The 19,345-nt window shown below is 70.2% G+C and carries 18 protein-coding genes; 10 read left to right on the top strand and 8 right to left on the bottom strand.

The window, feature by feature from the left end:
* Window positions 1-15: 15 nt before the first annotated feature.
* Together AB4Y78_RS01620 and AB4Y78_RS01615 are read left to right on the top strand one after the other, a co-directional pair.
* Window positions 16-396: a hypothetical protein gene (locus AB4Y78_RS01620; protein WP_259909243.1), complete on the top strand. Its 381-nt coding sequence runs from the start codon at window positions 16-18 to the stop codon at window positions 394-396.
* A gap of 90 nt (window positions 397-486) precedes the next feature.
* Window positions 487-2,001 (top strand): DUF222 domain-containing protein, encoded by a 1,515-nt coding sequence (locus AB4Y78_RS01615; RefSeq protein ID WP_441713721.1) that lies wholly within the window; start codon window positions 487-489, stop codon window positions 1,999-2,001.
* A 6-nt stretch (window positions 2,002-2,007) separates the two neighbouring features.
* Here AB4Y78_RS01615 and AB4Y78_RS01610 read toward each other — a convergent pair whose 3' ends face one another.
* The 3 genes from AB4Y78_RS01610 to AB4Y78_RS01600 all read right to left on the bottom strand — a co-directional run bounded on the left by AB4Y78_RS01610 (window position 2,008) and on the right by AB4Y78_RS01600 (window position 3,796).
* Window positions 2,008-2,835 (bottom strand): MOSC domain-containing protein, encoded by an 828-nt coding sequence (locus tag AB4Y78_RS01610; protein ID WP_441713722.1) that lies wholly within the window; start codon window positions 2,833-2,835, stop codon window positions 2,008-2,010.
* A gap of 32 nt (window positions 2,836-2,867) precedes the next feature.
* On the bottom strand, window positions 2,868-3,317 hold the full coding sequence (locus tag AB4Y78_RS01605) for a hypothetical protein (protein WP_441713723.1): 450 nt from the start codon (window positions 3,315-3,317) through the stop codon (window positions 2,868-2,870).
* Window positions 3,318-3,415: 98 nt separating this feature from the next.
* Window positions 3,416-3,796 (bottom strand): hypothetical protein, encoded by a 381-nt coding sequence (locus AB4Y78_RS01600; protein ID WP_441713724.1) that lies wholly within the window; start codon window positions 3,794-3,796, stop codon window positions 3,416-3,418.
* A gap of 161 nt (window positions 3,797-3,957) precedes the next feature.
* Between AB4Y78_RS01600 and AB4Y78_RS01595 the strand changes: the two genes are divergently transcribed.
* The 5 genes from AB4Y78_RS01595 (at window position 3,958) to AB4Y78_RS01575 (ending at window position 8,664) form a co-directional block, all read left to right on the top strand.
* Window positions 3,958-4,956, top strand: coding sequence for an ABC transporter ATP-binding protein (locus AB4Y78_RS01595; protein WP_282070055.1), 999 nt, complete (start codon window positions 3,958-3,960; stop codon window positions 4,954-4,956).
* Complete coding sequence (locus AB4Y78_RS01590) at window positions 4,953-5,711, top strand: ABC transporter permease (protein WP_282070054.1); 759 nt, start codon at window positions 4,953-4,955, stop codon at window positions 5,709-5,711. Before AB4Y78_RS01595 ends, AB4Y78_RS01590 begins: the two co-directional genes overlap by 4 nt.
* Window positions 5,708-6,853, top strand: a complete 1,146-nt coding sequence (locus AB4Y78_RS01585) for a sensor histidine kinase (protein ID WP_282070053.1) — start codon at window positions 5,708-5,710, stop codon at window positions 6,851-6,853. The genes AB4Y78_RS01590 and AB4Y78_RS01585 overlap by 4 nt, the downstream gene beginning before the upstream one ends.
* A complete protein-coding gene (locus AB4Y78_RS01580; protein WP_007925256.1) occupies window positions 6,850-7,455 on the top strand; it encodes a response regulator in 606 nt (201 codons plus the stop codon). The genes AB4Y78_RS01585 and AB4Y78_RS01580 overlap by 4 nt, the downstream gene beginning before the upstream one ends.
* A 114-nt stretch (window positions 7,456-7,569) precedes the next feature.
* Entirely contained in the window at window positions 7,570-8,664 is a 1,095-nt protein-coding gene (locus AB4Y78_RS01575; RefSeq protein WP_306513588.1) for a DUF4185 domain-containing protein, read from the top strand.
* Window positions 8,665-8,679: 15 nt separating this feature from the next.
* Here the strand turns inward: AB4Y78_RS01575 and AB4Y78_RS01570 are convergent, their stop codons facing one another.
* Both AB4Y78_RS01570 and dnaE read right to left on the bottom strand, forming a co-directional pair.
* Window positions 8,680-10,812 carry a S9 family peptidase gene (locus tag AB4Y78_RS01570; protein ID WP_441713725.1) on the bottom strand — a complete coding sequence of 711 codons (2,133 nt, stop codon included), beginning with the start codon at window positions 10,810-10,812 and terminating at the stop codon, window positions 8,680-8,682.
* Window positions 10,813-10,820: 8 nt separating this feature from the next.
* Window positions 10,821-14,420 carry a DNA polymerase III subunit alpha gene (gene dnaE / locus AB4Y78_RS01565; RefSeq protein ID WP_441713726.1) on the bottom strand — a complete coding sequence of 1,200 codons (3,600 nt, stop codon included), beginning with the start codon at window positions 14,418-14,420 and terminating at the stop codon, window positions 10,821-10,823.
* Between the two features lie 171 nt (window positions 14,421-14,591).
* On the opposite strand from dnaE, the gene AB4Y78_RS01560 reads away from it, so the two are divergent.
* The 3 genes from AB4Y78_RS01560 to AB4Y78_RS01550 all read left to right on the top strand — a co-directional run bounded on the left by AB4Y78_RS01560 (window position 14,592) and on the right by AB4Y78_RS01550 (window position 16,983).
* Entirely contained in the window at window positions 14,592-16,124 is a 1,533-nt protein-coding gene (locus AB4Y78_RS01560) for an AMP-binding protein (RefSeq protein WP_441713727.1), read from the top strand.
* Window positions 16,125-16,210: 86 nt separating this feature from the next.
* Window positions 16,211-16,765 carry a hypothetical protein gene (locus tag AB4Y78_RS01555; protein WP_441713728.1) on the top strand — a complete coding sequence of 185 codons (555 nt, stop codon included), beginning with the start codon at window positions 16,211-16,213 and terminating at the stop codon, window positions 16,763-16,765.
* Complete coding sequence (locus AB4Y78_RS01550; protein WP_265231641.1) at window positions 16,765-16,983, top strand: helix-turn-helix domain-containing protein; 219 nt, start codon at window positions 16,765-16,767, stop codon at window positions 16,981-16,983. Before AB4Y78_RS01555 ends, AB4Y78_RS01550 begins: the two co-directional genes overlap by 1 nt.
* A 5-nt stretch (window positions 16,984-16,988) precedes the next feature.
* Here the strand turns inward: AB4Y78_RS01550 and AB4Y78_RS01545 are convergent, their stop codons facing one another.
* The 3 genes from AB4Y78_RS01545 to AB4Y78_RS01535 are packed head-to-tail and all read right to left on the bottom strand — an operon-like array spanning window position 16,989 to window position 19,296.
* Window positions 16,989-17,924 (bottom strand): RluA family pseudouridine synthase, encoded by a 936-nt coding sequence (locus AB4Y78_RS01545; RefSeq protein ID WP_441713729.1) that lies wholly within the window; start codon window positions 17,922-17,924, stop codon window positions 16,989-16,991.
* On the bottom strand, window positions 17,921-18,535 hold the full coding sequence (lspA, locus tag AB4Y78_RS01540) for a signal peptidase II (RefSeq protein WP_387355323.1): 615 nt from the start codon (window positions 18,533-18,535) through the stop codon (window positions 17,921-17,923). Before lspA ends, AB4Y78_RS01545 begins: the two co-directional genes overlap by 4 nt.
* On the bottom strand, window positions 18,508-19,296 hold the full coding sequence (locus AB4Y78_RS01535; protein WP_441713730.1) for a TraR/DksA C4-type zinc finger protein: 789 nt from the start codon (window positions 19,294-19,296) through the stop codon (window positions 18,508-18,510). The genes lspA and AB4Y78_RS01535 overlap by 28 nt, the downstream gene beginning before the upstream one ends.
* Between the last annotated feature and the right edge of the window lie 49 nt (window positions 19,297-19,345).

The raw sequence follows: 19,345 nt of genomic DNA, 5'->3' as shown, positions 1-19,345 counted from the left end.
CGTAGCGTCGCAGACATGGCCGCGCTCCCCCTTCGATCCGCACCCACCGCACCCGTCCACGCCGACCGCGGGTGGATCCACGTCGTGCCGTCGGTCGCGCTCCTCGTCCTCTGCGGCATGTACCCGCTCGTCGTGCTCGTGACGACCTTCCAGGCCGCCGACGCCGACATCTCGACCCGTCCGGCGGCGCCGTTCGCCGCCGCAGCGGCCGCCTTCGTCGCGGTCATCGCGGGCCTGCTCATCGGGAGCTTCGTGACGATGGTCGCCTACTCCGCGGTCCGCTTCGGTCGGACTCCCGGGGTGCGCACGGCGCAGATGATCGGGCTCGGCCTGACGACCCTCGGCTGCTGCATCGGCATGTGGCTGGCCCTCGTCGTCGTGCCGCAGATGGCCTGAGCCAGCGGTGGCTTGGGGCGCCGGAGGTCGCTGAAGAAGGAATCCCCACAGGGTCTTGCTCTCGAACATGTGTTCGACTAGTGTCTCCGCATGGAGCTGACAGGGGCGGTCGAAGAGGCGATGGGGCGGTCATTGAGCCTCATCGACCTGGCCGCTGCGCGGCACCCCATCGACTTGACCCCGAGCCTCGACTCGCTCCTGCGGGCAGCCCACCGCGAGGTGGACTCGATGATGGACCGCCTCACCGACAACGCTCTCGGCCCGGCCGAGCTGCGCGCCCAGATCGCCGAGGTCGAGCGGCTCAAGCGCCGCGTCGAGGCCGTGCAACTGCGGCTGACGGCACAGGCCTCGCAGCGGCGAGCGCACGAAGGGTCCGGGCAGCTCGACACCCCCAGCTGGTTCGCCCGCACCACCCGGACCGACCGTGCGGACGCTGCGGGTCATGCGGCCCTGGCCGATGCTCTGGGTGGGCGGCCGAAGGGGGACGGCGAGTCCCGCGACGAGGGCACCTCGGCCGGCGCGGGCGGTGACCATGACCCGGGCGGTGACGCGGCCGGTGGGGCCGGTGGCGCGAGCGACGGAGACGGAGGGCGACGGACACCTCACCTCACCGCGACCGGCGCGGCACTCGACGAGGGCCGCATCAGCGCGGCCCACGCCAAGGTCATCATGCGGACGCTCGACACCCTCCCCGACGCGACGACCGACGAGCAGCGGCGACAGTGCGAGCTGGCCCTGCTCGAGCTCTGCACCAACCGCTCCCCCAGCCAGGTGCGCCGGGCAGCGCGACGCATCATCGAGGTCTTCGAGTCGCGGGTCGAGACCGTCGACCAGCACGAGGACGACCTCGTCGCCGACGAGGAGGAGGCTGCGCGGGACAAGGCATCCTTCTGGATCAAGGACAACCGCGACGGGACGATGACCGGGCAGTTCACCGTCCCCTGGGTCTCGGGGATGATGCTCAAGAAGGTCATCGACGCCATGACCGCGCCTCGACGCCGGTCCGAGGACGCAACCGCCGCTGGCTCGGCCCCCACCGACGGCGACCGGTCACTCGTGACGAGCCATGCCGATCGCCACCTCGACTGGGCGCACCGCCGCGGGCTGGCGCTGGCCGACCTACTGACCCGCATCCCGACCGACCACCTGCACACCAAGGTCTCGGCGACGATGCTCGTGACGACCCGCCTGAGCGACCTGCTCGGCGACCTCGGCACCCGGGCCGCCGGCACGGACGTCCATGACGTCGTGAGCGCCGGGACCGCCCGCCGCCTCGCCTGCGGCGCGGGCATCCTCCCCGCTGTCCTCGACGGCGACTCCGTCCCCCTCGACCTCGGGCGACAGCGGCGCCTCTTCAGCGACAACCAGCGGATGGCGCTCGCCGGACGCTACGACGAGTGCGCTGCCGAAGGGTGCGATCGGCCCTTCGCCTGGACCGAGACCCACCACCTCAGACCGTGGGAAGCCGGCGGCCTCACCGATCTCGACAACGCCGTCCCGCTCTGCGGGCGCCACCACCACATGATCGACAGCGGGATGTGGTCGCACTCGATCACCCGGCGAGACCAGCGGACGGTCGCCCTGTCCTTCCACCGGCGGACGTAGGAGACCTCAGTCGCCGGGGAGGACCTCGTCGCCGAGAGCGATGCGCCCTTCGTCCAGGGGCACCAACCGGGTGCCGAACCACGTCTTGCCATCCCATGTCCGGTGGCGTGCCAGAGTCCGGATGGGCTCCTTGCCGGCGACGATCGTCTCGGGGTCGATCGTCGTCATGACGCAACGGTCGCAGACCTCGGCCGTGCGAAACCTGACCTCCCCGATCCGCAGCGTCCCCCACCCGTCCTCGTCGAAGGGCTCACCGCCGTCGATGACGACATTCGGCCGGAAGCGGACCATGCTCAGCGGCAAGGCCGCACCTGCGCCCGGGTCGTCCTCTGCAGCGCGAGCGTCGACCCATTCCTGCAGCTGGGCCAGCGAGGCCTCCGACGTGAGGAGCACGGGGCCCGCGTCGGCGAGGGACAGCGTGTCTCCAACCAGGCCACCGTGCGCACCGGACATCCGTCGCTGAGTCGGCTCCTCCTGCCACACGAGGCGAAGGGGGCGCCCCACCCGCTCGCTGATCCACTCGCTGACGTCCTGGTCGGCCGGCGGGGCGAACCCCTGCCGCGCATGGCTCACCGGGATCGGCGGGAGACCGAGGGGGATGTCGACGAGGATGCTCTCGCCCCCGTCGTGGATGCGGATCGTCTCGTCGTCGACCTGCTCCGCGTGCAGCCGCAGGAGGGCGTGCAGGTCGCGGGCGGTGACCTTTTCGCCGCTCGGGTCGACCAGACCCCAGCGACGGTCGCCCTCGAGCCCCCACGGCTCCACGCGTGCGGAGTCGATCGCCTGGCCGCCGAGGGACTTGACGGGGTGGATCCACAGGCCGGTGACATGCATGAGGCGATCGTAGGCGAGGCCGCCCTCCGTGCTCAGCGCGCGCGAGCCCGGGAGTGCTCGCGCGACAGGATCGCGAAGACCTCCTGCGGACGACGGGCCACCGTGGGCGGGACACGCACCGTGCTCCCTTCGGTCAGGTGCAGCTCGACGACCGGTCTGGACTCGACCTGCCCGCGACCGACCGAGACGATGTCCGACCACGGGGTCCACCCGCCGAGCTCACGGATCCACACCCCGAGCGTCGGGTCGACGCGCACCTCGACCGAGGGGCGGATGAGCCGCCACAGCGCCGTGGGGATGCCGACCGCACCGAAGAAGACGAGGAGCGCGATACCCAACATCTGGACGAGCCCGTCACCGGCGAGCAGGCACAGGCCGATGACCGCGAAGCCGGCGCACACCAGGAGCACGAAGACCATGCCCACTCGGGCCGCGCGCAGCTCCACCTCGCCGGTCGCCGACGTCAGGTCCTCGTCACTCATGGGCGACATCGTGCCGCACGACCCGGCCCCTCGACGCGGCGGCACCCGCCGGCCGGAGGAGGGCAGGGCAGGACGGGCAGCTCAACCGGGCCATGCGGTCAAGCGCTGACAGGCACCTCGTCCGGCGAGATCTCCTCCGCCCCGGGGACGCCGTCCTCGAGGTGTTGCTGCGCCTCGAGGTGGTCGCCGGACCGCTCGAGCGCGAACCACCCGCCGAAGAAGGCGCTGAAGATGCCCGCCTCGCTGTCCTTGACCACGATCTGTGCGCAGTGCCCTGCCTGGACCCGGAAGGCGACTGCCCCCGACGTCGTCAGTCCGTCCTTGAGGAAGAGCACGTGCTTGCCCGACGGGATCTCGAAGTGGAGCGTGCCGCTCGACCCGTCGAAGACGCCCAGGTCACGCGTCCCGAGCATCACGTGCTTGCCCGCGAGGTGCTCCGGAGCGATCGTCCCGGTGCTGATCTCCACTGCTGCGCCCATCGAAGGCCTCCTCGTGTCGGTACGCCCGGTCGGGCAACCGGGCCCTGCCCCCCATGATGCTCCGTCAGCCTGAGAGGTGTCTGCACCATGACACCTGTCATTGCGCAGTCGTGACATCGGGGCATGGCTGGGATACCCCCTTCGCCGCGAGGCTTGCCCCCATGACGACGACGCAGCAGACGACGAGCCCACCGGCCGCGACCCGCCCCGCGGCCGACGGCATCCTCCTCGAGGGCGTGACCAAGAGCTTCCGCTCCCGCGGCGAGACCGTGCGCGCCGTGGCCGGTGTCGACCTGACGGTCTCGCCCGGTGAGGTCGTCGCCGTGCTGGGGCCCAACGGGGCCGGCAAGACGACGACCCTCGATATGGTACTCGGGCTGACCGAGCCGACGACCGGGCGGATCACCTCCTTCGGATCCTCCCCGCGCCGCGCCGTGCACGAAGGGAGGGTCTCGGCCGTGCTGCAGACCGGCGGCCTGCTGCGCGACCTCACCGCCCGCGAGACGGTGCGCTACGTTGCCTCGACCTTCGCCCGGCACGAGCCGATCGAGGAGGTCCTCGAGCGAGCTGGGCTGGCGGACAAGGCGAACCGACGGGTCTCGAAGCTGTCCGGCGGCGAGCAGCAGCGGCTGCGCTTTGCCCTGGCCCTGCTGCCCGACCCCGACCTGCTGATCCTCGACGAGCCCACGGCAGGGATGGACGTCGGTGCCCGACGGGACTTCTGGCGCACCATGCACGAGGACGCCGGGCACGGGCGCACGGTCCTCTTCGCCACGCACTACCTCGAGGAGGCCGACAACTTCGCCGACCGCATCGTGATGATGGCCGGCGGACGGGTGGTCGCCGACGGCACCACCGAGGAGATCCGGGCCCGCGCGAGCGGTCGTACGGTGAGTGCCGACGTCCGCAGGGGTGACGTCGACGCCACCGTCGATCGCTTGCGCGGGCTGCCGGGGGTCAGCTCGGTCACCACATCGGGAGCCCGCATCACGGCGGTCGGCGAGGACTCCGACGCGCTGGCTCGACTGCTGCTGACGGATCTCGGGGGCAGCAACCTCGAGGTCACGACCGCCTCGCTCGACGCGGCCTTCCTCGCGATCACGCGTGATGCCTTCGACGAGACCACCGACACCCAGGACGACACCGAGGAGACCCGATGAACCCCACGATCATCAGCCTGGAGCTCAAGCGCCTGGCGCGCGACTACGTCGGACTGTTCTTCATCGCGGTCCTGCCGGCCTTCATGTACGTCGTCTTCGGCGCGGCCCAGACCTTCGCCCAGGAGGACATCGGGCGCGGCAACGTGGCGCTGTACGTCATGATCTCGATGGCGGTCTACGGCGCCGTCACCGCGACGGTCTCCGTCGGCGGCTCCTCGGCGGTCGAGCGCATGCAGGGCTGGGGACGACAGCTGGGGCTGACCCCCCTTCGCGATGCGTCGTACGTCGGGGCCAAGGCGCTCGTCGCCATGGTCGTCGCGTGCATCCCGATCGGCCTGATCTACGCCATCGGCTCCGCCACCGGCGCGGAGGGAGATGCCTGGGTCTGGTTGGCGACCGCCGGCATCACGCTCTTCGGCGCTTGCCTCTTCGCGCTCTACGGGCTGGTCTTCGGGCTCGCCTTCACGTCGGAGTCGGCCGTCGGTGCGGCGAGCGGGTCGCTGGTGATCTTCGCCTTCCTCGGCAACATCTTCATCCCGCTGTCGGGGGTCATGCTGACCATCGCGAAGTTCACCCCGCTCTACGGCATCGTCTCGTTGGCCCGGTACCCGCTGACCGAGGGGTACTCGGTCGACATGGACGGCAACCTGTCCCACGAGGCCCTCTGGGTGCCGCTGGTTAACGTGGGTGTGTGGACGCTGATCCTCGCTCTCCTGACGGTCTACCTCGTGCGCCGAGGTCGGGACCGGCAGTGACCGACACCTCCGACGCCGGCCACCTCGCGGACGACCTGTCCGCCGAGGTGGTCGACCCGTGGGCCCGCCACGGGTGGCTGCTGGCGGCCGTGTGGCTGGTCTTCCTGGGCTTCCCGGCCAACGAGGTCGCGCAGGTGACCGCCGACCGCCCGCTCCTGCGGGTGGTCGGCTGGGGCCTGCTCGTCCTCTTCGCCGCGGTCTACATCACGGCCTTCATCCACTCCCAGATGGGCGTGCACGGCTGCTGGACCCGGGTCCGGCGCTGGTGGGCCTTCGGGGGCTTCGCCGCGATGGTGGCGTGCATGGGCCTGCTGTCCCTGATCATCGGGCTCGAGGTCGTCGGGATGAGCGCCTTCCTCGCGAGCCTCGCCGCCTTCGGCTGGCCGCGGCGATGGGCGGCGCCCGGGGTGCTCGCCGTCGGGCTGGGGACGATCCTCGTCCTGCTCTTCACCAACGACCTGCGCGAGCTGTGGCCCCTCCTCCTCATCCCGCTGCTCATCGGCGGGTTCGGGCTGCTCCTGCGGCGGATGATGGAGGGCGACGAGCGCAGGGAGGAGGTGCAGCGGACCCTGGCGGTCGCTGCCGAGCGCGACCGGGTGGCCCGCGACGTCCACGACGTCCTCGGCCACTCGCTGACCGTCGTCTCGCTCAAAGCGGACCTGGCCGAGCGACTCGTCGACCGTGACCCCGAGCGCGCCAAGGCCGAGATCGCAGCTATCCGCTCCCTGACCCGGCAGTCCCTCGCCGAGATCCGCGCGACCGTCGCCGGTCTGCGGGTGACCCGTCTGGCGGACGAGCGCGACACCGCCGTCGAGGCCCTGCGCGACGCGGGGATCGAGGCCTCCGTCCCGGCCGACGTGGACGTCGTCGACCCGGCCCACCGCATCACGGTGGCGTGGGCCCTGCGGGAGACCACGACCAATGTCATCCGCCACAGCGGGGCCCGGCGCGCCGACATCGCGTGGGGGCCGACCTGGCTCGAGGTCGTCGACGACGGGCGCGGTCTACGAGGGCGCCGCGAGGGCAACGGACTGACCGGGCTGCGCGAGCGGCTCGCCCGCGTCGGGGGGACCCTCGACGTCACCGAAGGCATCCCGGGCCCGCACGGCCCGGGCACGAGAGTGAGAGTGGAGCTGCCGTGATCACCCTGCTGCTGGCCGACGACCAGGCCCTCGTCCGCGGAGCCATGGCTGCGCTGCTCGGGCTCGAGGAGGACCTCGAGGTCGTCGCCGAGGTCGGGTCCGGGGACGAGGTGGTCGAGGCCGCCCGACGCACCCGGCCGGACGTCGCCGTGCTCGACGTCGAGATGCCCGGGCTGGACGGGATCGCTGCCGCCGGTCTCCTGCGCGAGGAGGTCCCCGGGACCAAGGTGCTCATCGTCACGACGTTTGGTCGCCCCGGATACCTGCGCCGGGCCCTGGACGCCGGGGCGAGCGGTTTCGTCGTCAAGGACACTCCCTCGGACGAGCTGGCGGAGGCCGTGCGCACGGTCGCACGCGGCGGCCGGGTCGTCGACCCCTCCCTCGCCACCGAGGTCGTCATCGGCGGCCCCAACCCGCTGAGCGAGCGCGAGCGCGAAGTCCTTGCCGTGGCGCTCGACGGGCTGTCCGCCCCCGCCATCGCTGCCCGGGTGCACCTCTCCCCCGGCACCGTGCGCAACCACCTGTCCTCCGCGATCGGCAAGACCGGCACGAGCAACCGGGTCGAGGCGGCCCGGCGCGCCCAGGACCTCGGCTGGCTGTGACGCCTGGCGTGCTGCCGCGGGACCGCCAGCGGCCGAGGCGCGGAACCCTCGCCAGGTGGTCTGCCTGCCCAGCAGGCTGCAGTACGTTGTGAGCCGACCACCCCGAGGAGCCTGATGCGCCGAACACGCTGGACTGCGCTCGTCGCCGTGCTCGTGCTCGGTGGTGGCCTGCTGGCCGGCTGCACCGACGAGCGTGACGGGTCCTGCGAAGCCACGTCGGCGCGGTTCGCCTGGGCGACGCCCGCCCCGACGGAGGATGCGCGCTTCGACCTCACCGGCCCCGGGTGGATCGGCGGTGACTCGACGTACTCCGTGCGGCTGCCCGACGACCGGACCCTGTGGCTCTTCAGCGACTCCTTCATCGGTGAGGTGTCGTCGTCGGGCCGACCGGCGCCGGGCATGGCGATGGTCCACAACGCGCTCGTGGCGGAGAGCGAGTCCGGCCGGCTGAGCACCCGCACCTCCGCCGGTCCGGAGTCCTTCTTCCCCGACCCGAGCGACGACAGCTACTACTGGGTCCAGGATGCCGTCGTGCAGGGCGACGAGCTCGTCGTCTTCCTCTCGCTGACGCGCCAGGTGAGCGGGCAGGCCGGGGGGCAGGGCTTTGCGTGGGAGCGCAATGCGATGGCGCGCGTGTCCCTGCCCGATCTCAAGGTCACCGAGATCATCGACCCGGGCGACGCCTCGGACCGCGTCGCGTGGGGCGCCGGCGTCATGTCGACGCCAACCCACACCTACGTCTACGGGGTCGAGGACCTGGAGGCCACCAAGCACCTGCATCTGGCGCGGGTCCCGGCCGGCAACCTCACGGACCGGTCCCGCTGGGAGTACCGGACGCAAGACGGGTGGAGCAGCGACGTCACCCAGAGCGCCCGCCTCACCGACGGCGTGGCCAACGAGCTGAGCGTGACGCGCTACCGCGACGGGTACCTGATGATCTCGTCGGACACCTCGGCCCCCTTCAGCCCGAAGATCCAGGCCTGGACGGCGTGTGCGCCCGAGGGTCCGTGGCAGGACCCGCAGACGATCTACGAGACCCCTGAGTCCGGCGTCGGCCAGCACTTCACGTACAACGCGCACGGGCACCCGGAGATCTCGCGAGACGGCGAGCTGCTCATCTCGTACAACGTCAACACCTTCGACTTCGGCGAGCTGCAGCGCGACCCGACCCTCTACCGGCCGAAGTTCATCACCCTCGACCTCGAGTGACGGACCGCCCGGCGGTCAGCGCCGCTCGGTCGCCCCGATCTGGTCGAGGACCCAGGCCCACTCCCAGGCCGTCTGCTCCCACGCGTCGTAGCGGCCGGAGCGCCCACCGTGCCCGGCGCTCATCTCGGTGCGCAGCAGGATCGGACGCTCGTCGTCGTGACGCGTCACCTCACGCAGGCGAGCCACCCACTTGGCGGGCTCCGTGAAGTAGACCCGGGTGTCGTGCAGCGATGTCGTCGCGAGGATCGGGGGGTACTCGACCGGCGCGATGTTTTCGTACGGGCTGTACCCGCGCATGTACCGGTAGACCTCGGGGTCCTCGAGCGGGTTGCCCCACTCCTCCCACTCGCCGACGGTGAGCGGGAGATCGGGCCGCAGGATCGTCGTCAGCGCGTCGACGAAGGGCACCGCCGCCAGCACCGCGGCGAAGCGGTCCGGGGCGAGATTGGTCGCCGCGCCGACGAGTAGGCCGCCGGCGGAGCCCCCTTCGATGGCGAGGCGGTCGCGGGCCACCCACCCGCTGTCGTGGAGGTACTCGGCAGCAGCGACGAAGTCGGTGAAGGTGTTGCGCTTGAGCAGCATCTTGCCGTCGTCGTACCACTGGCGCCCCAGCTCGCCACCGCCCCGGACGTGGGCCACGGCCCACACGACGCCGCGGTCGAGCAGGGAGAGCCGGGCGATGGAGAAGTACGGGTCGAAGCTCATCTCGTAGCTGCCGTACCCGTAGAGCAGACCGGGGTTGCTGCCGTCGGCCACGACACCGCGTCGCCTCACGAGGGAGACCGGCACGTGCGTGCCGTCCGGCGCGACGGCCCAGACGCGCTGCTGCTCGTAGTCGTCGAGGTCGACGCCACCGAGCACCTGCTGCCGCTTGAGGACGACCCGCTCCCCCGTGGCCACGTGGACGTCGAGCACCGACCGGGGCGACACCCAGGACTCGTGGACCACCCGGATGCGGTCTGCGTCCGGGTCGGCGACGGGGCCGAGGTGCACGGAGTGGAGCTCGTCGTCGAAGGTCACGTCCGTCGCCGGACCGTAGTCACCCACGGCGAAGGGAGTGGACCGCGCCTGTCGGGGCAGGACGCGCAGGGCCGGCAGTCCGTCCACGCGGAGGGAGAGGACGGCGAAGTCGTCGAAGGCGTCGATGCCGACGAAGCGCTCGCCGTCGGCGCGCTCGAGCAGGGGCTGCCACTGCTCGTGGGTCGTCGCGTCGAGCGGGGCCCACGCGAGGTCGCCCTCGGGCTGCCGCTCGTTGTGGATGACGAGCAGGTGGTCGCCGGCCGGCTCGACGTCGTACTCGACGCCCTCACGACGGGCGGCCACGCAGCGCATCGGCCCCGTGGGGTCGTGCGCGTCGATGAGGTGGACCTCGGAGGTCGTCTTGCTGCCGAGGCCGAGCACCACCCAGCGCTCGTCGCGGCTGGTGCCCAGCCCCATCCAAAATCGCTCGTCGTCCTCGCGGTGGACGAGCACGTCGTCACCACGGTCGGTGCCGACCTCGTGGCGCCACACCTCGTGCGGGCGCCAGGCCTCGTCGACGGCGACGTGGAAGAGGTACCGGGCGTCGTGCGAGAAGGCCAGCCCGTATCCGGCGCCGACCACGGCGCGGTCGATGACCTCGCGGCTGGCGATGTCCATGACGACGACGTCGAAGCGTTCGTCGCCCGTGACGTCGATGGCGTAGGCCATGCGGGAGTGGTCGGCGCTGACCTCGAAGCCCCCGAGGGAAAAGAACTCGTGCCCGGCAGCGAGCTCGTTGCCGTCGAGCAGGACCTCTTCGCCCGGCAGCGGCCGGGTCGGGTCCAGCTCGGGCACGGCGGCCCGGTCGACGAGAGGCGCCCGGCACTGGATGGCGTACTGGCTGCCCTCGGCGGTGCGCGAGTAGTACCACCAGTCCCCGGAGGCCACCGGGACGCTGAGGTCGGTCTCGAGGGTGCGCTCCTTGATCTCGTCGAAGAGCTGCTGGCGCAGCGGCGCGAGGTGGGAGGTGAGCGCCTCCGCGTAGGCGTTTTCCGCCTCGAGGTACGACAGCACCTGCGGATCGTCACCGTCTCGGAGCCACTCGTAGGGGTCGTCGACCTCCTCGCCGTGGTGGGTGCGGGTCCACGGCTTCTGCGCGGCGACCGGCGGCGTCGTGCTGCCGCTCATTCTTTCGCTCATGCGCTCACCGCCCGGGCGCCGAGGATCACCTTGAGGTCCCCGATGAGGGCCTCGGTCGGCTCGACGCGGTAGGCGGCGTCGACCGACATCGTCACCGACCGGCCGGGCTGGACGAGCTTGATCTGCACGTCGGTGCTGCCGGGGTGCTGGGCGAGCACCTGCTTGACCTCCTCGATCCGACCGGTGGTCGCGCGCGCGTAGTCGAGGGTGAGGACGACCGGACCCCGCGGCCCGTCGGTGATCTCGGGGATCGTCAGGTCCTCGGCGTAGAGCGAGACGGAGTCGTCGCGGGCATTCACCCGGCCGCGCACCACCGCGACGATGTCCTGGGTGAGCATCGTCTGGACGGTGAGGTAGGTCTTGGGGAAGAAGAGGCACTCGATGGCGCCCTCGAGGTCCTCGACGGTGGCGATGGCCCAGAGGTCGCCCTTCTTGGTCCGCTTGACGCTCAGCCCGGTGACGAGCCCCGCGATGGTCACGTGGCTGCCCTCCTTGATGCCGGAGTCGGGCTGGGTCAGCGCCGCGATCGAGGTGTCGGCGGCCCGCTGCAGCACGTGCTCGACGCCGAAGAGGGGGTGGTCGGAGACGTAGAGACCGAGCATCTCGCGCTCGTTGGCCAGCTTGGTCCGCTTGTCCCACTCCACCTGGGGCACGGGGCGCAAGCCCATGCCCTCGATGCCCGCGGGGCCGGCCTCGGCCTCGTCGTCACCGCCGAACATGTCCCACAGGGAGTCCTGGCCGACGGCCTCCTGCCGCTTGACCCCGACGAAGGCGTCGACGTACTCCTCGTGGACCATGACCAGGCCCTGACGCGGGTGGACCAGGTCGTCGAAGGCTCCGCCCATGATGAGCGACTCGACGGTCCGCTTGTTGCAGACGACGGCCGGGCACTTGGCGAGGAAGTCGTCGAAGGAGGTGAAGGCCCCCTTCTCCTCGCGGGCCGCGATGATCCCGTCGACGACGTTGCGCCCGACGTTGCGGATGGCGTTGAGACCGAAGCGGATGTCGGAGCCGACGGCCGAGAAGCGTCCCTGGGACTCGTTGACCGACGGCGGCAGGACCTTGATGCCCATGCGACGGCACTCGTTGAGGTAGAGCGCCGACTTGTCCTTGTCGTCGCCGACGGAGGTGAGCAGTGCGGCCATGTACTCGGCCGGGTAGTTGGCCTTGAGGTAGGCGGTCCAGTAGGACACGAGGCCGTAGGCGGCGGTGTGCGCCTTGTTGAAGGCGTAGTCGGAGAAGGGGACGAGGACGCCCCACAGCGCGGCGATCGAGGCCTCGTTGTAGCCATTGGCCTTCATGCCCTCGGAGAAGGGGATGTACTCGGCGTCGAGCACCTCCTTCTTCTTCTTGCCCATGGCTCGCCGCAGCAGGTCGGCGTTGCCGAGGGTGTACCCCGCGAGCTTCTGCGCGATCTCCATGACCTGCTCCTGGTAGATGCACAGGCCGTAGGTCGTGCCGAGGATCGGGCCGAGGGCCTCCTCCATCTGCGGCTGGAGCTTGCCCTTGAGCTGGGGGTCGAGCGGCACGACCTCCTGGCGGCCGTTCTTGCGCAGGGCGAAGTTGGTGTGGGCGTTGACGCCCATCGGGCCGGGTCGGTAGAGCGCGAGGGCGGCGGAGATGTCCTCGAAGTTGTCCGGCTGCATCAGGCGCAGCAGGGTGCGCATGCCCCCGCCGTCGAGCTGGAACACGCCGAGGGTGTCACCCCGCGACAGCAGGCGGTACGTCGCCTTGTCGGTCATGTCCTTGCTCAGGGCGTCGAGGTCGATCTCCTCGCCCCGGTTGTCCTTGATGTTGATCAGGGCGTCGTCGAGGATCGTCAGGTTGCGCAGGCCGAGGAAGTCCATCTTGACCAGCCCGAGCGTCTCGCACGTCGGGTAGTCGAACTGCGTCAGGACCTGGCCATCCTGGAGCCGCCGCATGATCGGGATGACATCGATGAGCGGCTCGCTGCTCATGATGACGCCGGCGGCGTGCACGCCCCACTGGCGCTTGAGGCCCTCGAGGCCCTTCGCGAGGTCGACGACCTCACCGAGGTGCTTCTCGGACTCGACGAGCTGGCGGAACTCCTGCCCCTCCCCGAAGCGGTCGTGCTCCGAGTCCCACATCTTCGCCAGCGGCACGCCCTTGCCCATGACGTCGGCGGGCATCGCCTTGGTCAGCTGCTCGCCGACGTTGAAGGGGTGGCCCATGACCCGGGCGGCGTCCTTGACGGCCTGCTTGGCCTTGATCGTGCCGTAGGTCGCGATCATCGCGACCCGCTCGTCGCCGTACTTGTCGGAGACGTAGCGGATGACCTCGGAGCGCCGACGCTCGTCGAAGTCGACGTCGAAGTCGGGCATCGACTTGCGCTCGGGGTTGAGGAAGCGCTCGAAGATCAGGCCGTGCGGGATCGGGTCGAGGTCGGTGATGCCCATGGCGTAGGCGCACATGGAGCCGGCACCGGACCCTCGGCCGGGGCCGACGCGGATCCCGTTGTCCTTGGCCCAGTTGATGAAGTCGGCGACGACGAGGAAGTAGCCCGGGTAGCCCTTGCCGACGATGACGTCGATCTCGTAGTCAGCCTGCCGCTGCGCGTACTCGGGGATGCCGTCAGGGAAGCGCTTGTGCAGGCCCGTCTGCACCTCCTTGACGAACCACGACTCCTCGTCCTCGCCCGGCGGGCAGTCGAAGCGCGGCATGTACCGCCCTTCGCCCTCGACGAAGGAGACCTCGCACATGTCGGCGACGAGCAGGGTGTTGTCGCACGCCTCGGGCAGCTCGCGCCACAGGTGGCGCATCTCGGCCGGCGACTTGAGGTAGTAGCCCTCGCCGTCGAACTTGAAGCGGTCGGGGTCGTGGAGCTTGGAGCCGGAGTTGATGCACAGGAGCGCGTCCTGGGCGATCGCGTCCTCAGGCTTGACGTAGTGCAGGTCGTTGGTCGCGAGGAGCGGCAGCTGCAGGTCCTTGGCCAGGCGCATGAGGTCGTCGCGGACGCGCCGCTCGATCTGGTTGCCGTGGTCCATGAGCTCGAGGAAGTAGTGCTCGCGGCCGAAGATGTCGCGGAACTCCGAGGCCGCCTCGATCGCCTTGTCGTACTGCCCCAGCCGCAGCCGCGTCTGGATCTCCCCCGACGGGCAGCCGGTCGTCGCGACGAGCCCTTCGCCGTACTGGGAGAGCAGCTCGCGGTCCAGCCGCGGCCACTTGGCGAAGACCGAGTCCAGGGAGGCCCGCGACCCCATGGTGAAGAGGTTGTGCATGCCGGTGTTGTTGCGCGCCAGCAGCGTCATGTGGGTGTACGCGCCACCACCGGAGACGTCGTCGCCCGGCCGCGTGCGCTCGTCGCCCCACTTGACGCGGTTCTTGTCCGTGCGGTGGGTGCCCGGCGCCACGTAGGCCTCGAGCCCGATGATCGGCTTGACGTCGTAGGACTGCGCCGTCTTCCAGAACTCGTGCGCGCCGAAGAGGTAGCCGTGGTCGGTCATCGCGATCGCCGGCATGCCCATCTCCTGGGCGGTGGAAAACATGTCCTTGATCCGCGCGGCCCCGTCGAGCATCGAGTACTCGGTGTGGTTGTGCAGGTGGACGAAGTTCTCGGAACGCGGCAGCTCGGACATCGACCCGAGTCTAGATCGCCCCACCGACACCCCGGCACGCCGCCGGCCGCCTCCCGCGCACCGCTCGGCGCGCCGCCGCCCGAGACGTGCGGTCACCGCGGACGAAGGGGTTAACGTCGCCTCGACAGAGTCGTCCACACCGCATGGAGGTTCCACCGGATGTTCGTGCCCATGTCCGTCAACGACTTCATCGACCGCGCGGCCGCCGTCTACGGCGAGCGCCTGGCAGTCGTCGACGAGCCGGACCAGCCGGCGCCCCCGCTCGAGGGCGTGACCTATGCCCGCATGCGGCAGCTCGCCAACGCGCAGGCGGCCCACCTCGACTCCTTGGGCATCGACGTCGGCGACCGCGTCGCCGTCGTCTCGCACAACTCGGCGCGGCTGCTCACGAGCTTCTTCGGCGTCGCCGGCTCGGGTCGGGTCCTCGTCCCGATCAACTTCCGCCTCGCTCCCGAGGAGGTGAAGTTCATCGTCGAGCACTCCGGCGCGCGCGTGCTCTACATCGACCCCGAGCTGACCTCACTGATCGACGAGGTGCAGGCCGAGCACACCTTCGTCCTGGGCGAGGACGAGCACCTCTTCGGCGGGATCGACCCGGCCACCGCGCAGCCGCGGGAGTGGGAGCCGGACGAGGCGGCCACGGCGACGATCAACTACACCTCCGGCACGACCGCGCGCCCCAAGGGGGTGCGGATCACCCACCGCAACATCTGGACCAATGCGGTGACCTTCGGCCTGCACGCCGGCATCAGCGACCGTGACGTCTACCTGCACACCCTGCCGATGTTCCACGCCAACGGGTGGGGCATGCCCTTCGCCATGACCGGTGTGGGGGCGCAGCACGTCGTCATCCGCAAGATCGACGGTGCCGAGATCCTGCGCCGGGTCGAGCGCCACGGCGTGACCGTCATGTGTGCCGCGCCTGCCGTGGTCAACTCCGTGCTCGCCGCGGCGCAGGAGTGGGAGGGCGAGATCCCCGGCCGCGACCGGGTGCGCATCATCGTCGCCGGCGCTCCCCCGCCCACGCAGACGATCGCCCGCGTCGAGACGGAGCTGGGCTGGGAGTTCATCCAGATCTACGGCCTGACCGAGACCTCTCCGCTGCTGACGATCAACCGGACCCGTGCCGAGTGGGACGAGCTGACTCCCGAGGAGCGTGCCGGCAAGCTCGTGCGGGCGGGTTCTCCTGCCATCGGCTGCCGGATGAAGCTCGACGAGGAGAGCGGCGAGCTCCTGGCCCGCTCCAACGTCGTCATGGAGGGCTACCACGACCTGCCCGAGGAGACGGAGCGCACCTTCGCGGGCGGCTGGTTCCACACCGGTGACGGCGGCACGATCGGCGACGACGGCTACGTGACGATCAGCGACCGCAAGAAGGACGTCATCATCACCGGTGGTGAAAACGTCTCGTCGATCGAGGTGGAGGACGTGCTCTTCTCCCACCCGGACGTCACCGAAGTCGCGGTCATCGGCATCCCTGACGACAAGTGGGGCGAGACGATCAAGGCCCTCGTCGTCGTCGCGGAGGGGTCGGAGGCGACCGAGGCCGACCTCATCGCGTGGTGCAAGTCCAAGGCGGCCGGCTACAAGGCGCCGACGACCATCGAGTTCCGCGACGAGCTGGCCCGCACGGCCACCGGCAAGCTGCAGAAGTTCAAGCTGCGCGCTCCCTACTGGGAGGGCCGCGACCGTCGGGTCAACTGACGCGGGAGTTCACACCCCCTTCGCCCACCTCTGCTACATTGTTTATCGATGCATCGATAAGCGATGCACAGATGGCAGGGGGAACCATGGCCAGCACATCCACCACCAAGTCCCGCCGCGATGCGGGCGCCTCGATCTTTGCCTACGCGATCGCCGGGGTCGCGCTGCTCGTCCACGTCTTCAACTCACTCGCCGACCGCTGGTGGAGCGACGAGCTCGAGCTCCTGGCCTCCAACGGCAAGGGGCAGCGCACCGTGCTCGTCCCCGTGAGCGAGGTCCCCGGGTGGGTGACCACGGTCTTTCGCGTGGCCGATGTCGTGGAGTGGCTCGCCGCCGCCTCCGTGCTGATCTGCCTCTCCGCGTGCGTGCTGGGCATGGTGCGGGGTGACGTCTTCACTCGCCGGACCGCACGGTGGGCGACGGCAAGCTCGTGGGGGGCCGTCAGCCTGCTGCTCCTGCCCTTCCTCCTGCGACTCCCGGCGACCAACATGGCCCTGCAGAGCGCCCCGGACGACTGGGACGCGCGGCTGCTCGACGAGGGCTGGTGGTACCTCTACATCGGGATGATGACGCTGTCCTTCCTCGCGCTGGTGCTGCGCCGGGGCAGCCAGCTGCAGGCCGACCAGGACGGACTCATCTGATGCCGCCCGAGGACCACCGCATCGTCTGTCATCTCGACGACCTGCTCGCGACGCGCGGGATGACCATCACCGAGCTGAGCAAGCGGATCGGCATCACCCATGCCAATCTCTCGGCGCTAAAGAACAACCGTGGCCGGGCGATCCGCTTCTCCACCCTCACCGCACTCTGCGACGCGCTGGAGTGCACGCCGGGAGAGTTGTTCTCCGTGGGGCGCTGAGGGCGTCAGCTCATCTCGTCGATCACGTCGAGCGCGTGCTGCAGGTCGGCCGGGTAGGTGCTCTCGAAGTGCACGTAGTCGCCACTGCCGGGGTGGACGAACCCCAGACCCATGGCGTGCAGCCACTGCCTCTCGAGACCGAGTCGGGCGCCCAACGTCGGGTCGGCGCCGTAGGTCGGGTCACCGACGCACGGGTGGCGCAGGGCGGCCATGTGCACGCGGATCTGGTGGGTGCGCCCGGTCTCGAGCTTGATCTCGAGCAGGGAGGCGTGGCGGAAGGCCTCGAGGAGCTCGTAGTGGGTGATCGCGTGCTTGCCGGAGTCCATGACGGCGAACTTGTAGTCGCCACTCGGGTGGCGCCCGATCGGCGCGTCGATGGTGCCGACGTGCGGGTCGGGCAGGCCCTGGACGAGCGCGTGGTAGGTCTTGTCGACCGTGCGTTCCTTGAAGGCCCGCTTGAGCACCGAGTACGCGTGCTCGCTCTTGCACACGACCATGAGGCCGGAGGTTCCGACGTCCAGCCGCGAGACGATGCCCTGTCGCTCGCTCGCGCCACTCGTCGTGATGCGGTACCCGGCGGCGGCGAGACCGCCCAGGACGTCCGGGCCGGACCAGCCGACGCTCGGGTGCGCCGCGACGCCGATGGGCTTGTCGACGACGACGATGTCCTCGTCGTCGTGGATGATCCGCATGCCGGGCACCGGCTCGGCGACGACGGCGAGCGTCGGGCTGTCGTCGACGGAGGGCAGGGTGACCTCGATGTGCTCACCGGCGCTGACGCGGGCGGACTTGGCGACGGCGCTCCCCTCGACGAGGACCTTGCCGTCGGCGGCCAGCTCGGCCGCGCGGGTGCGGGAGAGGCCGAAGAGGCGCGCCACCGCGGCGTCGATGCGCTCCCCCTCGAGACCGTCGGGGACGAGGACGTTGCGCACATCGGTCACGGTGTCTCCTCCTGGTCGTTGCGGTCGTCGGCAGCATCCTCGTGCGCTCCGGCCGCGTGCTGCGGGCGGGTGCCGTCGATGCCGATGTTGGCGAAGACCAGCCAGATGAGCAGCACCGCTCCGGCGACGATCGCGATGTCGGCCACGTTGCCGACGAAGAGCCCGCCGTAGTCGATGAAATCGATGACGTGTCCGCGCAGCGGCCCCGGCTCGCGGAAGAACCTGTCGTAGAGGTTACCGAGGGAGCCGCCGAGGACGAGCCCGAGCGACAGGGCCCACCGGGAGGAGCCGATCCGTGGGGTCGCCCACAGGATGGCGGCCGTCACGGCCACCGCCACGAGCGTCATGAGCCACGTCGTGCCGTCACCAATGGAGAAGGCGGCGCCGGAGTTGCGGATCAGACGAAGGGAGAGGACGTCACCGATGAGCGGCAGGGACCTCCCGTCGGTGAGTGCCCCGAGCGCCCAGACCTTGCTCGCCTGGTCGAGGATGAGCACCGCGACGGCGGCGAGGACGTACCAACGAAGCACCCCGGAGCGCGAGGCGGGCGCCGGGGTGTCGTCGTCTGGGGTGTGTGGGGCGCTCAGCGCCGCTCCTGTCGACTCTTGCATGTCATGCACAGGGTCGCACGAGGATAGGCCTGGAGTCGAAGCTTGCCGATCGGGTTGCCGCAGTTTTCGCAGATCCCGTAGGTCCCGTCCTCGAGTCGGGCGAGTGCGTGGAGGTTCTGCTCCAGGCCCGTGCGGGCCCCGGCGACGAGGCTCAGCTCGTGCTCGCGCTCGAAGGACTTGGCCCCGGCATCCGCCTGGTCGTCGCCGGCCCCGTCGATCGGCTCCTTGAGGAACTCGTTGAGGTCGGTCTCCGCGGAGCTGATCTCCGCCGTGAGGCGCTGGATCTCGGTGTCGAGCTCGGCCCGCACCTCCTTGAGCTCCTTGGCGGTCCACGGGCTCTCGTCCTCCCGGACGACGAGCTGCGCCGCGGTCTTCTTGGTGGGAGCCTTCTTCGCTGCGGTCTTCTGCGCCGCAGCCTTCTTCGTCGTGCTCTTCGAGGTGGACGCCTTCTTCGGCGCGGCCTTCGTCGTGGCCGCCTTCTGAGGAGCGGCCTTGCTCGTGGCGGCCGTCTTCTTCGCGGCTATCTTCTTCGCGGCGGCCTTCGTGGCGCTCGTCTTCTTCGGGGCGCTCGTCTTCTTCGTGGTCGCCTTCTTCGTGGCGCCCTTCGACGTCGTGCTGCCGTTCGCGCTCGCGGCCGTGGACTTCTTCGCGGTGGTCCCCTTCGCCTCGGGCTCCTTCTTCGACGAGACCCTCTTCACCGTGGCCCGGGCCGCGCTCTTCACACGCTCCGCTGCTCCCGTGGCCGTCTTCTTCGTCGCCATGACCGTCCTCAGATCGGGTTGGCCCGTACCCCTGCACGGACCAGAGTCA

This window comes from Janibacter sp. RAF52 (assembly GCF_052114035.1).
In the GTDB taxonomy this organism is placed as follows: Bacteria; Actinomycetota; Actinomycetes; order Actinomycetales; family Dermatophilaceae; genus Janibacter; species Janibacter hoylei.
Note: the sequence above shows the minus strand (reverse complement) of the source record. Positions and strands in the feature narration are given on the sequence as shown.

Coding starts and splice junctions, on each gene's coding strand:
- AB4Y78_RS01605 (WP_441713723.1), bottom strand. CDS start 3,317: ATGAGTGACGAGGACCTGACGTCGGCGACCGGCGAGGTGGAGCTGCGC.
- AB4Y78_RS01610 (WP_441713722.1), bottom strand. CDS start 2,835: ATGCATGTCACCGGCCTGTGGATCCACCCCGTCAAGTCCCTCGGCGGC.
- AB4Y78_RS01590 (WP_282070054.1), top strand. CDS start 4,953: ATGAACCCCACGATCATCAGCCTGGAGCTCAAGCGCCTGGCGCGCGAC.
- AB4Y78_RS01535 (WP_441713730.1), bottom strand. CDS start 19,296: ATGGCGACGAAGAAGACGGCCACGGGAGCAGCGGAGCGTGTGAAGAGC.
- AB4Y78_RS01575 (WP_306513588.1), top strand. CDS start 7,570: ATGCGCCGAACACGCTGGACTGCGCTCGTCGCCGTGCTCGTGCTCGGT.
- AB4Y78_RS01615 (WP_441713721.1), top strand. CDS start 487: ATGGAGCTGACAGGGGCGGTCGAAGAGGCGATGGGGCGGTCATTGAGC.
- AB4Y78_RS01600 (WP_441713724.1), bottom strand. CDS start 3,796: ATGGGCGCAGCAGTGGAGATCAGCACCGGGACGATCGCTCCGGAGCAC.
- AB4Y78_RS01595 (WP_282070055.1), top strand. CDS start 3,958: ATGACGACGACGCAGCAGACGACGAGCCCACCGGCCGCGACCCGCCCC.
- AB4Y78_RS01550 (WP_265231641.1), top strand. CDS start 16,765: ATGCCGCCCGAGGACCACCGCATCGTCTGTCATCTCGACGACCTGCTC.
- AB4Y78_RS01555 (WP_441713728.1), top strand. CDS start 16,211: ATGGCCAGCACATCCACCACCAAGTCCCGCCGCGATGCGGGCGCCTCG.
- dnaE (WP_441713726.1), bottom strand. CDS start 14,420: ATGTCCGAGCTGCCGCGTTCCGAGAACTTCGTCCACCTGCACAACCAC.
- lspA (WP_387355323.1), bottom strand. CDS start 18,535: ATGCAAGAGTCGACAGGAGCGGCGCTGAGCGCCCCACACACCCCAGAC.
- AB4Y78_RS01570 (WP_441713725.1), bottom strand. CDS start 10,812: ATGAGCGGCAGCACGACGCCGCCGGTCGCCGCGCAGAAGCCGTGGACC.
- AB4Y78_RS01620 (WP_259909243.1), top strand. CDS start 16: ATGGCCGCGCTCCCCCTTCGATCCGCACCCACCGCACCCGTCCACGCC.
- AB4Y78_RS01560 (WP_441713727.1), top strand. CDS start 14,592: ATGTCCGTCAACGACTTCATCGACCGCGCGGCCGCCGTCTACGGCGAG.